The organism is Ruegeria sp. AP11 (assembly GCF_056535865.1).
The window spans coordinates 393519-406708 of sequence record NZ_JBQFJB010000001.1; the positions used below are offsets into that span (position 1 = coordinate 393519).

Annotated in this window: 17 protein-coding genes; 6 read left to right on the forward strand and 11 right to left on the reverse strand. The window is 57.1% G+C overall.

Features of this window, described 5'->3' with window-relative positions; translation table 11 throughout:
* Positions 1–74: 74 nt before the first annotated feature.
* Both clpX and ACR3E4_RS02095 read right to left on the reverse strand, forming a co-directional pair.
* On the reverse strand, positions 75–1340 hold the full coding sequence (gene clpX / locus ACR3E4_RS02090) for an ATP-dependent Clp protease ATP-binding subunit ClpX (protein WP_480535923.1): 1266 nt from the start codon (positions 1338–1340) through the stop codon (positions 75–77).
* A gap of 135 nt (positions 1341–1475) precedes the next feature.
* Positions 1476–2108, reverse strand: coding sequence for an ATP-dependent Clp protease proteolytic subunit (locus ACR3E4_RS02095; protein ID WP_480535922.1), 633 nt, complete (start codon positions 2106–2108; stop codon positions 1476–1478).
* 301 nt (positions 2109–2409) lie between these two features.
* Between ACR3E4_RS02095 and ACR3E4_RS02100 the strand changes: the two genes are divergently transcribed.
* From ACR3E4_RS02100 to ACR3E4_RS02110, 3 genes are all read left to right on the forward strand, one after another.
* Positions 2410–2751 (forward strand): ArsR/SmtB family transcription factor, encoded by a 342-nt coding sequence (locus tag ACR3E4_RS02100; RefSeq protein WP_480535921.1) that lies wholly within the window; start codon positions 2410–2412, stop codon positions 2749–2751.
* A gap of 157 nt (positions 2752–2908) precedes the next feature.
* Positions 2909–3046 carry an entericidin A/B family lipoprotein gene (locus tag ACR3E4_RS02105; protein ID WP_480535920.1) on the forward strand — a complete coding sequence of 46 codons (138 nt, stop codon included), beginning with the start codon at positions 2909–2911 and terminating at the stop codon, positions 3044–3046.
* 769 nt (positions 3047–3815) lie between these two features.
* Positions 3816–4307 carry a hypothetical protein gene (locus tag ACR3E4_RS02110; RefSeq protein ID WP_480535919.1) on the forward strand — a complete coding sequence of 164 codons (492 nt, stop codon included), beginning with the start codon at positions 3816–3818 and terminating at the stop codon, positions 4305–4307.
* A gap of 81 nt (positions 4308–4388) precedes the next feature.
* Here ACR3E4_RS02110 and ACR3E4_RS02115 read toward each other — a convergent pair whose 3' ends face one another.
* From ACR3E4_RS02115 to ACR3E4_RS02140, 6 genes are all read right to left on the reverse strand, one after another.
* On the reverse strand, positions 4389–4838 hold the full coding sequence (locus tag ACR3E4_RS02115) for a hypothetical protein (RefSeq protein WP_480535918.1): 450 nt from the start codon (positions 4836–4838) through the stop codon (positions 4389–4391).
* Positions 4839–4968: 130 nt separating this feature from the next.
* Positions 4969–5289, reverse strand: a complete 321-nt coding sequence (locus ACR3E4_RS02120; protein ID WP_170685911.1) for a hypothetical protein — start codon at positions 5287–5289, stop codon at positions 4969–4971.
* A gap of 241 nt (positions 5290–5530) precedes the next feature.
* Positions 5531–6061: a hypothetical protein gene (locus tag ACR3E4_RS02125; protein WP_480535917.1), complete on the reverse strand. Its 531-nt coding sequence runs from the start codon at positions 6059–6061 to the stop codon at positions 5531–5533.
* 2 nt (positions 6062–6063) lie between these two features.
* Positions 6064–6969: a hypothetical protein gene (locus ACR3E4_RS02130; RefSeq protein ID WP_480535915.1), complete on the reverse strand. Its 906-nt coding sequence runs from the start codon at positions 6967–6969 to the stop codon at positions 6064–6066.
* Between the two features lie 8 nt (positions 6970–6977).
* Complete coding sequence (gene lepA, locus ACR3E4_RS02135; protein ID WP_170397199.1) at positions 6978–8777, reverse strand: translation elongation factor 4; 1800 nt, start codon at positions 8775–8777, stop codon at positions 6978–6980.
* A gap of 86 nt (positions 8778–8863) precedes the next feature.
* On the reverse strand, positions 8864–9418 hold the full coding sequence (locus ACR3E4_RS02140) for an RNA ligase family protein (protein WP_480535914.1): 555 nt from the start codon (positions 9416–9418) through the stop codon (positions 8864–8866).
* Positions 9419–9662: 244 nt separating this feature from the next.
* Here ACR3E4_RS02140 and ACR3E4_RS02145 point away from each other — a divergent pair, with 244 nt between their 5' ends.
* Both ACR3E4_RS02145 and ACR3E4_RS02150 read left to right on the forward strand, forming a co-directional pair.
* Positions 9663–9971 (forward strand): hypothetical protein, encoded by a 309-nt coding sequence (locus ACR3E4_RS02145; RefSeq protein ID WP_480535913.1) that lies wholly within the window; start codon positions 9663–9665, stop codon positions 9969–9971.
* Between the two features lie 65 nt (positions 9972–10036).
* A complete protein-coding gene (locus tag ACR3E4_RS02150) occupies positions 10037–10978 on the forward strand; it encodes a LysR family transcriptional regulator (RefSeq protein ID WP_480535912.1) in 942 nt (313 codons plus the stop codon).
* A 201-nt stretch (positions 10979–11179) separates the two neighbouring features.
* On the opposite strand, the gene ACR3E4_RS02155 is transcribed toward ACR3E4_RS02150, so the two are convergent.
* The 3 genes from ACR3E4_RS02155 to ACR3E4_RS02165 all read right to left on the reverse strand — a co-directional run bounded on the left by ACR3E4_RS02155 (position 11180) and on the right by ACR3E4_RS02165 (position 12473).
* A complete protein-coding gene (locus tag ACR3E4_RS02155; protein ID WP_480535910.1) occupies positions 11180–11425 on the reverse strand; it encodes a hypothetical protein in 246 nt (81 codons plus the stop codon).
* Between the two features lie 75 nt (positions 11426–11500).
* Entirely contained in the window at positions 11501–11842 is a 342-nt protein-coding gene (locus ACR3E4_RS02160) for a hypothetical protein (protein WP_480535909.1), read from the reverse strand.
* A gap of 181 nt (positions 11843–12023) precedes the next feature.
* Positions 12024–12473, reverse strand: a complete 450-nt coding sequence (locus ACR3E4_RS02165) for a low molecular weight protein-tyrosine-phosphatase (RefSeq protein ID WP_480535908.1) — start codon at positions 12471–12473, stop codon at positions 12024–12026.
* Between the two features lie 27 nt (positions 12474–12500).
* On the opposite strand from ACR3E4_RS02165, the gene ACR3E4_RS02170 reads away from it, so the two are divergent.
* The gene (locus ACR3E4_RS02170; protein ID WP_480535907.1) at positions 12501–13187 is read left to right on the forward strand and encodes an NAD-dependent deacylase; all 687 of its coding nucleotides are present in this window, start codon (positions 12501–12503) and stop codon (positions 13185–13187) included.
* Positions 13188–13190: the final 3 nt, after the last annotated feature.

A 13190-nucleotide genomic window follows, 5' to 3' on the forward strand; every position in this document is an offset into this window, starting at 1 on the left:
GCGGCTTGCCGCGGCGGGGGCAGAGCCCCCCTACCCGCACTATTCAAGGCTATCCAATGGGATGCTGCAACCGATCAGCCAGCCGACGCTGATTCAGCTGTATCCGCATAGATGATCAACGGCTGGGACTCGGATGTCACGGCCTCTTCATTGACCACCACTTCGGTCACGTTCTTCATGCCCGGAAGTTCAAACATCGTGTCCAGCAGGATGTCTTCGAGGATCGAACGCAGGCCGCGCGCACCGGTCTTGCGCTCGATCGCCTTCTTGGCAATCGCCTTCAGCGCATCATCGGTAAAGGCCAGTTCTGCATCTTCCAACTCGAACAGGCGCTGGTATTGCTTGACCAGAGCGTTCTTCGGGCTGGTCAGAATGGTAACCAGTGCATCCTCGTCCAGATCTTCCAGCGTCGCCAGAACCGGCAAGCGGCCGACAAATTCCGGGATCAGCCCGAATTTCAGCAGGTCTTCCGGCTCCAGATCCTTGAAAATCTCACCCACGCCGCGTTCATCATTGTCGCGCACATCGGCACCAAAACCCATGGCCGAGCCCTTGCCACGTTGTGCGATGATTTTGTCTAGCCCCGCGAAGGCACCGCCGCAGATGAACAGGATATTTGTGGTATCCACCTGCAGGAATTCCTGCTGCGGATGTTTGCGCCCGCCCTGCGGCGGAACGCTGGCGACTGTGCCTTCCATCAGTTTCAGCAAAGCCTGCTGTACGCCTTCGCCCGAAACGTCGCGGGTGATCGAAGGGTTCTCGGATTTGCGTGTGATCTTGTCGACCTCGTCGATATAGACGATGCCACGCTGCGCGCGTTCAACGTTGTATTCGCTGGCCTGCAGCAGCTTGAGTATGATGTTCTCGACATCCTCGCCTACATAACCGGCTTCGGTCAGAGTGGTCGCATCCGCCATGGTGAACGGCACATCCAGAATGCGGGCCAAGGTCTGCGCCAGCAGCGTCTTACCGCAGCCGGTGGGGCCGATCAGCAGGATGTTGGATTTCGCCAACTCGATGTCGCTGCCCGCCTTCTGAGCGTGATTCAGGCGTTTGTAATGGTTGTGCACCGCAACCGACAGAACGCGCTTGGCGGTGGCCTGTCCGATTACGTAGTCGTCCAACACCTCACAGATATCCTTGGGCGTCGGCACGCCGTCCGAGGATTTCAGGCCGCTGGCCTTGGTCTCTTCACGGATGATATCCATGCAGAGCTCGACACACTCATCGCAGATGAACACGGTTGGGCCCGCGATCAGCTTCCGCACCTCATGCTGGCTTTTGCCGCAGAAGCTGCAGTAGAGCGTATTTTTGCCGTCACCACCTGAATTGGTCGCCATGATTTACCCCTCGGGCTCCGTCTCAGCGGCCCTCTGCAGGGCCGCGCTTGCCGTCAATGCCTGCAGCTTAGGCCAGCGGTCTGGCAGCTACAATCTCAAAATCATCCCTCACGCCGGAAGCGCGCGGTTTTGAACTCAGTCTTCGTCACCGTCCATCTTGGCCCGATTTTCGACGATCTCGTCGATGTGACCCCATTCCTTGGCCTCTTCCGGGCTCATGAAATTGTCACGATCCAGCGCTTTTTCAACCGCCTTTTTGGTCTGCCCGGTATGACGCACATAGATATCATACAGGCGATCCTTCAGTTTTTGCGTCTCGGCCGCGTGGATCATGATATCGCTGGCCTGACCCTGATATCCGCCGCTGGGCTGATGCACCATGATGCGGCTGTTGGGCAGCGAAAAGCGCATCCCCTTCTCACCACCGGCCAGCAGAACCGACCCCATCGAGGCCGCCTGACCGATCACCAATGTGGAACATTTCGGCTTGATATACTGCATTGTGTCGTAAATCGACAGGCCGCTGGTCACCACGCCGCCGGGAGAATTGATGTAGATCGAGATCTCTTTGCTCGGGTTTTCCGCCTCAAGATGCAGCAACTGCGCCACGACCAGATGGCTCATGCCGTCATGGATCGGACCGTTGATGAAGATGATCCGCTCTTTCAGAAGGCGCGAGAAAATGTCGTATGCGCGTTCCCCCCGGCTGGTCTGCTCGACGACCATGGGGACGAGTGTGTTCATGTATGTGTCAACTGGATCGAACATAGGGAACCTGCCTGCTTTGGTGTTGATCGGGACATTACCCGAAGAAGAGTTACCCGAGTCTTAGTGCTGCCACCGGGGGGCCGCAAGGGGGGCTGCTCGTTCATCGGTGTCCGTGACATTTAAGGCCGGCATGCCATGCCGATCATGATCACGGCGTGCACGCGCATTCGTGTTCCAAACATCACGTTATTTTGATCTGTGCATATAGAAAATCATGTCTGAAATCTGTACTTAAAAATCTACCGCGATGGATGCCCCGGCTGTCTGAAAGTGGTGCGGAACTAAGGTAAGGAACACGAATATGGCTCTTTTGCAGCTGACCAAGGATATGTCGCCCGAAGATCTGAACCAAATGGTTGAAAACGCGACACGGGCGTCGAATTTCCTTAAGGCAATCAGCCATGAAGGGCGCCTGATGATCCTCTGCCACCTCGTGTCGGGCGAGAAATCGGTGACCGAGCTGGAAAACCTTCTGTCCGCCCGGCAGGCCGCCGTATCACAGCAGCTGTCGCGCCTCAGACTCGAAGGCCTGGTTATGCCCCGGCGCGAAGGTAAAGCAATCTACTATCGGCTGGCAGACGATCGCCCTGCCCGCATGCTTGAGGTGGTATATGAACTGTTCTGCGGTCCCACACAGCCCTGACCGTCCACAAAATTTTCCCTGTCCCGGGAAGAATTTACCTCTCAATTCCGGTCAATTGCAGGGCAAATTTGTCTGAGTCAGCCCGCCCGGTAAAACCTGTGGCCGTGTGTTTGAAAAGCTGCTAGGCAAAGCGAAACAAACACTTATGGAGTTCTCGATGATCCGTGCATTCATGATCGGCCTGGCCCTGTTCACTCTGACCGCCTGCGAAACTGCAAAAGGGGCCGGCAAAGACATCGAAAAGGCCGGCGACGCCATTCAAAACGCGGCTGCGGACGTTCAGGAGAATATCTGACCCACTCCAACATATTGCGGCATTGATGCAACACGCCGCAATATGCTGTTGCCGCAGCATCGAAATGCGATTATTCTATCGGCACAGGTGCATAGACGCGGCATTGCATTTCTGACGATCAAACGGGGATTTTTCGCTCATGCGAAAAATCCCCGTTCTCATTTGAAGGGTGGTGGTGCGTGGTAGCCTGTAGGAACCTGTGGTTCGGGAAAAGGAAAAGGCGTCAGGTGCTCAGACGCGGTCTTTGCATGCATCCTTGCGGACACTCCTGACGCCTTGCCGGTTCGATCCGCCCGAGGGGCATCTCGATCCAGTTGCCGCAATCCCCGAAAGGACATTGGCCACTGCCACACGCGCTATGTCGCGTCGCAGTCCGCTTGGACCTTCTGAGAGGCTGATCACCTGACCCGAACCGAAGCCCGGACCACCTGATCCACCACCGGTAAGCCTTTGCAACCAAGAACAAATCCTAAAATCCGTCTTCGCCGCCGTGGCCCCCTTGGCCTTTGCGTCCCACCCCTGTTCCGAAGAACTGAAGCAGTGATCAGACTGTTGCATCGACGCTCTGATCCGACAAGAAAATAGCACTGCAGCATGAAAATTAGACGGGGATAAACTGTTGATATCCGGCGGGAGAACCATGTGGACAACTTCGAAATCCATGCAACCCGGCAGGGTTGTCCGGGGATAAGTCCAGACTTTACAAGCCACCCCAAATTTCAACACTTTCTGCACCTGCAAAGGCCCCGCGTGGCCCGTTTGGGGCGAATTGTCCGAGTTGTACAACACTCAGACCCCCAATCTTTCGAATCGTACAACCAGAGATTCGCCGATGGGCCTGACCATTTCACAAGCCCGCGCCCGTCTGGGAGAGATGGCCACCCTCTCGCACGACCCCCGTCAGGTGATCGTGCTGACCCGTTACGGCAAACCGCTCGCCGCGCTGGTCTCGATGGCCGAGGCCGAGCGGATCTGGCAGTTGCAGGATGACGGCCGGATCGGACGTAAACACCCGCTCAGCGGGCTGCGCGGGTGGTGGTCGAAAGGGCGTGGCATTCCGGGGATGGAACCTGGGCCGGACGGTTCTTACTTCACCGCGCGCGACGCCGCGCTGAAGGTCCGCGAGATCCAGATGACCCGCGCCGAGGAACGCCGCATCCTCAGGCGCGGGGGACTGGATCCTGTCGCAGGCGGCGAGATCGCCGTCCGGCCCGCCTCCTCCCTGTGGAGGCGCTTGTTCCTGAGAAGCGCTCCGGCCTGATCGGGGTACTGATTACGCCTGCCGCAGTCACAAGTCTCAGCGGCAATACCCCCTTTAACATCCCGTCAGGCCGAAGACGCTTCAGTTCACCTGACGTTCCAGAACGGTGCTATAGGTCGTTCCACGACGCAGGCTACGGAAATCAGCGTAAATCTTGCCGTCCTGATAACGGGCATCGATCAGGGCGTTGACGCCGATCTCGGGATTGGCCGAACTTTCCACGATGCTGACCCGGGTCGGATCATCCAGCGAGATGGTCCCGGTGGCATCCATGACGCGCCAGTCCTGAGCCGCATTCGGACGCCACTTGCTGGGCCCCCAGAACACGTTGTCCTGCTGCTTCTGGATGTCCAGCACCCACTCGGCATTGTTGAAACGCGGCGCATCCCCGGTTGTGGTCCGGTTCGGGCCAACGGTGGTATAGCTGCCCACCCATGTTCCGCGCAGGTCCGGCGTATCGGCCATCGCGGCGGTGGCAAGGGTGAGGCTCGTGGCCAGTGCGGCTGCTCCGGCAGTCATGTATCTGGTCATGGGGATCTCCTCCTGAAAGCGACCCTTTGGAGTTCAAAAACGAACATCCTTGCTGTGGGATACAGATTGGGCGGAGGTGTGCCGGTTACAACTTACCTAAGGGAAACTTCATAATCGGTTAATGTTTGCGTCAGGCCCAGGCCAGCGCGGTGCCAAGTATGACAAGGCCGATGCCCGCGACTTCGCGATACGAGAAGTTCTCGCCAAACAGGAAGAACGAGGCGATGGCGATCAGAACAACCTCGGCCCCCAGAATGCCGGTATAGATGATGCCCAGCCGTTCCTCGCGCAGAGCGGCGAGTTCGAGTGTTGCCCCGGCCAGCAGGGTCGCGACGATCAGCAGGCCAAGACCCACGCCGGGGAGCTTCCACCAGAACTTCATCGCGATCATGGCCACTGAATAGAGACCCGCCGACCCGAGGGCGATGATGGGGATCATGGATGTGGACATTTGGACCTCCTGCAGAGGGTTCCGTTGGGTCAAGTGTAGCAGGTGTGAGGGGTTGGGGCTGTGAGGTGGGTCACAGACAGTTATTCAGCAGAACTGAGGGCCGCGACCGACCCGAGGGGTGGCGCAAACGCGCCGCCCCATGGGGGCGGGTCGGCGCGGCCCGGCGGTGCCGCCGGGCGAGAAAACAATTGATAGAATTAGAAGAGTTACAACCTAATCAGTTGCTTCAACAGGTTTTTCGCTAGCTTCTGAGTTCATGACCAATCGAGAAAGCAATGTGAGTTCTTCGCACCAGCATCAACAGAGTTAGGAAGAAATGACTAACAGCGATTACTAGGATTGCGCCTTCAAACGTCTTACCAAAGTCGAAAATCTCGAATGCTAAGAACATCAACAAAGATAAGCACGACCAACAAATGAGATAAGATGTGTTGAAATTAACTTCCTTGAAGAATTTCTTTTGGCGCTCAAACTGCTTTTTTCTTTTGTCATCAATTATTGTGTCACCAACGGATTTTGGTTCAACAGGGGACAATGAATAGAGAGCAATTTGCGCGCTAAATAGCAAAGCCGAGAAAATTGAAAATATTGCGATTAAAGGCGTCACGATGTCAGTCGGCAGCTTAAATGGCTTAAAGTAGTATATCAGGCCTAGTACAGCTGGAGCACCATAAAATAAGACAAAGTCGGCAACTGATAGCTTACCCGTCTCATCGTTACGAAGCGTCGAAAAGTGGTCTCGAAATATTACAACTATATCAAGTTTTTGCATTTCTACCCCGACGCTATGTCTAAGAAAATATGCTCTACTTCACTTGAAATCGATGCGTATGCCGGGTGCCCATTCGGCAACCTCGCTACATCTTCCGAAAGGTCGATTTTGCCAGCGTTCTTACTCATACCAACGATTACCACTTTTCGTGTTTTCCCACCGACTTGAACGCGAGCGGTCGCTTCGTCGAAATGAGTATCGCTATACGTTAGGCTAGCATCAGGACCTCGGCTGGACTTTACTCTATTGAGAACTTGCGAAAGCTTACCCAAGGATGCTCTTGGCTTTGCCTTGAAAGAAATATCCAGATCGACAATCTCGTTAGGTGTAACCAGCGCATTGTCAGCGGCGTCCGTCGAATACTCCCTTTTCACCAAGCTAATGGATTTCACGTCGCCTTCCAAATAGCTTTTCATGGACGAAGGGTGCACTGGGTTCATGTCGAGCATATGGTTTTCAGAAAGAGACCTAAACTTGTCCGATAGCGCTTGTTGCACCCGGTTGACGCATGACTTTTGCCCAAAAGTCTGAAGGGCCAACAAGCCAAACTTTCCTTGATCTGGTACCCAGATACGAAAGTACAAAGGTATTACATCTAGATCAGTAACTGCGCGCTTGTACTGCAAAGTACGCGTTCGTCCGTCTACAATCTCCGACTCATATCCAGAGCTTCCGTAACGGATGATTCCACTATGTGAAAAGCCGTTCTTCGCGTGCTTCTCAAAGTACCAAGCTCTAGGCCTCCCGGATTCGGGATCAATTGGATCTTTGTGATAGCCTAACAACAGAGGCACTGACCTCTGCAGCAATGATCCTTCACCGCTAGGACCTAAATCAATTACTTCGAATTTTCGTTTTCGCCGAATTTGAAGCGAGTAAATGTGCAAACCAATAGAGTTATCGGGCATACTGTATTTTAACTATCCATTTTCAACGCTGAGATGAACGCCTCCTGAGGTATATCAACCTTCCCGAACTGGCGCATCTTCTTTTTCCCGGCCTTCTGCTTGTCCAGCAGTTTGCGTTTCCGCGTGGCGTCGCCTCCGTAGCATTTGGCGGTCACGTCCTTGCGCAGTGCCGAGAGAGTCTCGCGGGCGATGACCTTGCCTCCGATGGCGGCCTGGATCGGGATTTTGAACATGTGGCGCGGGATCAGGTCTTTGAGCTTTTCGCACATCGCCCGGCCCCGCATCTCGGCCCGGTCGCGGTGAACCATGGTCGACAGCGCGTCGACCGGTTCGTCATTCACCAGCACCGACATCTTGACCAGATTGTCCTCGGTATAGCCGGTCATCTGGTAGTCGAACGAGGCATAGCCCTTGGTCACCGATTTCAGGCGGTCGTAGAAGTCAAAGACGACCTCGTTCAGCGGCAGGTCATAGACGACCATGGCGCGGGTGCCCGCATAGGTCAGGTCCAGCTGGATGCCGCGGCGGTCCTGGCAGAGTTTAAGCACGTCGCCGAGGTATTCGTCGGGCACCAGAATGGTCGCCTTGATGCGCGGTTCTTCGATATGGTCGACCTTCGAGGGGTCGGGCATGTCGGCGGGGTTGTGCAGCTCGATCATCTCGCCGTCTTTCATGTAGACGTGATAGATCACCGACGGCGCGGTGGTGATGAGCTCGATATCATATTCGCGTTCGATGCGGTCGCGGATGACCTCAAGGTGCAACAGCCCGAGGAAGCCGCAGCGGAAGCCAAAGCCAAGGGCTGCCGAGGTTTCCATTTCAAAGCTAAAGCTGGCGTCGTTCAGCGCCAGTTTGTCGATCGCATCACGCAGGTCTTCGAATTCGGAGCTATCGACGGGGAAGAGGCCACAGAACACCACCGGCTGCGCGGGTTTGAAGCCCGTCAGAGCCTCTTCGGTGCCGTTGCGGTCATTGGTGATGGTGTCACCAACGCGGGTGTCGCGGACTTGTTTGATCGAAGCGGTGAGAAAGCCGATCTCACCGGGACCGAGGCTGTCGACCATCTCCATCTCGGGGCGGAAGACCCCGACGCGATCGACATGGTGCAGGGTGTTGTTCGACATGAACTTGACCCGCATGCCCTTTTTCAGCGTGCCGTCCATGATGCGGACCAGAACGATGACGCCCAGATAGGCGTCGTACCACGAATCCACCAGCATCGCCTTGAGCGGCGCGTCGAGATTGCCCTGCGGTGCGGGCAGCTGCTGTACGATGGCCTCAAGCGTCTCGTGGATGCCCTGCCCTGTCTTGGCGCTGACCTGAATGGCGTCGGTTGCGTCGATGCCGATCACATCCTCGATCTGTTCGGCCACGCGGTCACAGTCGGATGCGGGCAGGTCGATCTTGTTCAGCACCGGAACGATTTCGTGGTCGGCGTCGATGGCCTGATACACGTTCGCCAGTGTCTGCGCCTCGACTCCCTGGGTCGAGTCCACAACCAACAGAGAGCCTTCGACCGCGCGCATGGAGCGGCTGACCTCATAGGCAAAATCCACGTGGCCGGGGGTGTCGATCAGGTTCAGCACGTATGCCTCGCCATTGTCGGCGGTATAGTCGATGCGAACCGTGTTGGCTTTGATGGTAATGCCACGCTCGCGCTCGATATCCATGCTGTCGAGCAGCTGTTCCTTCATGTCGCGATCCTTGACCGTTCCGGTCTCTTGAATGAGCCGGTCAGCAAGGGTGGATTTGCCATGGTCGATATGCGCGACGATGGAGAAATTGCGGATATGAGCGAGGTCTGTCATGGGTTGGGGATATGCGTCGGAAATGGGCTGTGGTCAAGGTGGCAAGACGCGCTGCGAAACCCGCTATTTGCGACGCCGCAGCCCGGTCAGACCAGCCCGTTTTTGACCAGTTGCGCGTTCATCCAATGTATCTCACTTTGCACATGACCCTCACGCACGTATTTCGCGAGATGAGTGGGCATGTCTTCTTCCTTGAATGCTGCTGTTGTTCGGACGACAAACCCCTCTTGTGTGTCGAGATTCAGGTCTGCAATCACATCCGTCAGGATCTGAGTGGTGAAGCGCCCGCGATACAGTTCAGGAACAGGCGTGATCCCAAGCTCGGCAAAACGAGAAAGCGTTGCATTCCAAGATTGGACCACGTCCCCTTTGACCCAAGCAAAACCCAGAAAATAGGTCGGCAACGCCGAATACGCGATGGAGTGACGCGCGAACAAGTATTCGCCGACAATACGTTCATCCTGAGCAAGTTGAGGTGCGATACCGGCAGCAAACGCCTTCATCCAGTCTCGCGACGGGTGGTATCTTGCGTCGATACTGCGAGGATGACAGCCTTGGCTGTGAATAGTCGTGTTCTCACCGTCCATCTTTTCGGTGAAAACCACCTCGTCCGCCGATGCGAGTTCATCGACACGGGACATAATCTTGTCATCACTGGTGGCACCGGGAGACTGAGGCAGGTGAAAAGTGCGCCCGTATTTCTTAAGCATCTCGGTCTAACAGAACTTTCTACACTAAGGTCACGCCAGAAAACGCGACATGCCAGCCGTGCGCAATCACTTTTTCGCAACGTATGATTGATCCCTTCCCCCGTTTGATTCATACTCCGCCGCAGATCGAGAGGGGCTTCAGATCCCTCCGGGCAGGCAAAAACGAGGCTCGAGCATGAAACAGTTCCTTCTCATCGCATTTTGTGCGGCATCGCTGACGGCGGTTGCTCCGACTGCGGACGCGGCGCAGATCAAACGGGCGTGTCTGGCGTCGGATCGTGAGGCGGCGACGCGGGCGCGGTGTGGGTGCATTCAGCGGGTGGCTGATCAGGCGCTGACGCGCAGTGATCAGAAAACCGTCGCCAAGTGGTTCACCAACCCCCATCAGGCGCAGGAGTTGAAGATGTCGCAGACCGCGCGCGATGATGCGCTGTGGGACCGGTATCAGAACTTTGGCCAGATGGCGCAGGCGATCTGCAGCTAAGTCCGAGGCAATCCTTGACCTGATGCACGCTGCGCCCCAGAAATGGCGCAGCGAAAGGTAGTGCTATGGTGATGAAAGGGCTGACCCTGCGGGGCCTTGAGGTGTTCGAGGCACTGGCGCGAACCGGATCGGTGGCGCAGGCGGCCGAGATCACGGGGCTCAGCCAGCCGTCGGTGTCTCAGCAGTTGCGCAATCTGGAAAAGGCTTTGGGCACCGATCTGGTGGATCATGGGCGGCGACCGATGCGGCTGACGCAGGCGGGGCGCAGCTTTCTGACGCGCGCGCAGGCGGTTTTGGCCGAATTGCAGGTCGCACAGAGCGAACTGGCGGTGATGGATCTGGGGCATCTGACCACGCTGTCCATCGGGTTGATCGACGATTTCGACAATGATCTGACGCCGCGGCTGGCCACCCTGCTGGCGGACAGCCTGACCCGGTCGAAATTCAAGCTGACCACCCTGCCCAGTCTGGACCTGTTCGAGGAACTGGAGGCCCAGCGTCTGCATCTGGTGGTATCGGCCCATTCCGGCGAGGTTCTGGAAGGCGTGGTCGAATACCCGCTGGTGCAAGATCCCTTCATCCTGGTCGCGCCCAAAGGGGCCGAGCAGCCGATGCAGGATCTGCCCTTTCTGCGCTATGCCCGCGAGCAGCTGATCAGCCGTCAGATCGAAAGTCATCTGGCCCGGCAGCAGCTGGAGTTCGAGGAACGGTTCGAGATCGGCTCGCACCTCGCGCTGATGGCGATGGTGGCGCGGGGCCTCGGCTGGGCGATCACCACGCCGCTGGGCTATATGCGCGCCGCCCGGTTCCATGACGGGCTTGAGGCGCACCCAGCCCCGTTCGGCGAGTTTGCCCGCACGATCTCGCTGTTTACCCGCGCCGACTGGTCGGATCAGGTGCCGCAGGAGGTGGCGGATATGATCCGGCGACTGATGCAGAGCCAGATCATCGACCCGGCGATTGCGCAGCTGCCCTGGCTAAGCGGGCAGTTGAAGGTGATGAGCTAGCGCGAGCATCTGCGGTATTCGACAATCCCAATCGTCAGCACATCGGGCAATTCGGATGGACCTTCAAACATGACCGTTCCTCGGCCAGCGGTGCGATCCAAAACTTCTGCTGAAGCAATGCAGGCAAGGTCAGTATTGATGTGGACCCTGATTGCCCGCACAGACGCTTACTGCGCACCACAATCCAACGGGCGGAGTGATCTAGTCGTTCGACGCTGTCAGCAAAGGCACTGCAGGGACGACCCTGACCTGAGCCCCGCCTTCATGCTCGCAAACGTAAATCACATGCGGCGTTCTTTCCTCATCGACCGCGCGAACAAAGTCTACCGAGTGTGCGCCGCCAGCTTCGGTGCAAGCTGTTTTCCAGTTTTCAAGAGCCTGATCTTCCGTCATCGAAAAGCACATTCCAGGTACAGCCGTCAGTGCCAAAACAAGAAGATTTTTCATGATCGTTACCCCATTCATACCTATAAACCTGGACACCGAGTCTCTGCACGCGCGCGTGCAGATGGGCCAAACCGGTCAACTCACCAGTCTTGTAAGATTGTCTGACGCGCACGTTGCAAATGTGTCGGCCATTTCCGACCCGGCTTGCGATGCGTCAGCGTCCTGCCGTGCCTCTAAAAGCTGTCCGGCCTGATAGACACAGATTGCACGTTGGAATATTTTCTCGGCCAACAACGATGGAGCGTCGGCTTGTTCGCAAGCGTCCAGTTCTTGCGACAGTTGCTTCAGAACATCGGAAGGTAGACTTTTCAGCACGAGATTCAGAGCTGAACTCAATCCGGTGTGCCCTCGGTCCAGACCCTGCTGGTACGACGCACTTGCCACCAAACTGGTAGGCACAAAAAACTCAATACTCACGACACAACACCCGTTTACTTATCCAACGCCAGACACACGACGTTGCTTACTCATTACATATTCAATTTTTAGAAATATTGTGGCGAATTGATGTCTGAATTCGCGGATTACGCAAAATAACATGAAATTTCACGCAACGCTGTGTTTACAGAACCTGGACAATCCAAGCCTGCCCGAGTTTCTAGCGCCAAGACTGCAAATGTGTCTCAAGCCCCTTCACCGCCACCTCGATCAGATCCAGCGCACCATCGAAATCGCGCGTGTAATAGGGGTCGGGCACGTGGTCTGCGCCGCTGTCGAGCGCAAAATCGGTCAACAGGCGGACCGGGGTGGCGTTGCCGTCGGGGCGCAGGGATTCGATATTGGCGATATTGTCCGCGTCCATGCCGATGATCAGATCGAAGCGGTGGAAATCCTCGGCCACGAATTGCCGGGCGCGCAGGTCGCTGAGGTCGATATCGCGGGCACGGGCGGCCTTTTGCATGGGGCCGTAAGGCGGATCGCCGATATGCCAGCCCGAGGTTCCGGCGCTGTCGGTGCGGTGCTGCGGGGCGCGGGCGCGAAAGACGCCCTCGGCGGCGGGGGACCGGCAGATATTGCCCAGGCAGACGAATAGGATACGCTGTGTCATAAGAATGGTTTAGCGCGTGGGGCGGGTATGGAAAAGATCGTCATTCTGACCGGGGCCGGGATTTCCGCCGAAAGCGGGCTGGGCACCTTCCGCGACGAAGGCGGCCTGTGGGCGCAGCACCGGATCGAGGATGTGGCCACACCCGAAGGCTTTGCCCGCAATCCGGCGCTGGTGCATCAGTTCTATAACGCCCGCCGGGTGCAGGCCGCCAAGGTGCAGCCTAATGCGGCGCATCGGGCGCTGGCCCGGCTGCAAGGCGGCTGTCCCGAAGAGGTGATCCTCGTCACTCAGAATGTCGACAGCCTGCACGAAGCCGGAGGGGCCGCGCGCGTGATCCATATGCATGGCACCTTGGCCGGGGCTTTGTGCGCGGCGTGCGGGCATCGCTGGGTTTCGCCGCCCGAAATGGAGGTCGGCGAAACCTGCCCGTCCTGTCACCAGCCCTCGGCCCGGCCCGACGTGGTCTGGTTCGGCGAGATGCCCTATTTCATGGATGAGATTTACCACCATCTGACCGAGGCCACTCTGTTCGCCTCGATCGGCACCTCGGGGCAGGTCTATCCGGCGGCAGGCTTTGTGCAGGAGGCGCGGGCCGTGGGCGCGCGAACGGTCGAGTTGAACCTTGAGCCATCCGCCGGGATTTTTGATGAGGTCCATCTGGGGCCTGCATCCGAGGTGGTACCGCGCTGGGTCGACGGGTTGCTGGGCACGTAATAA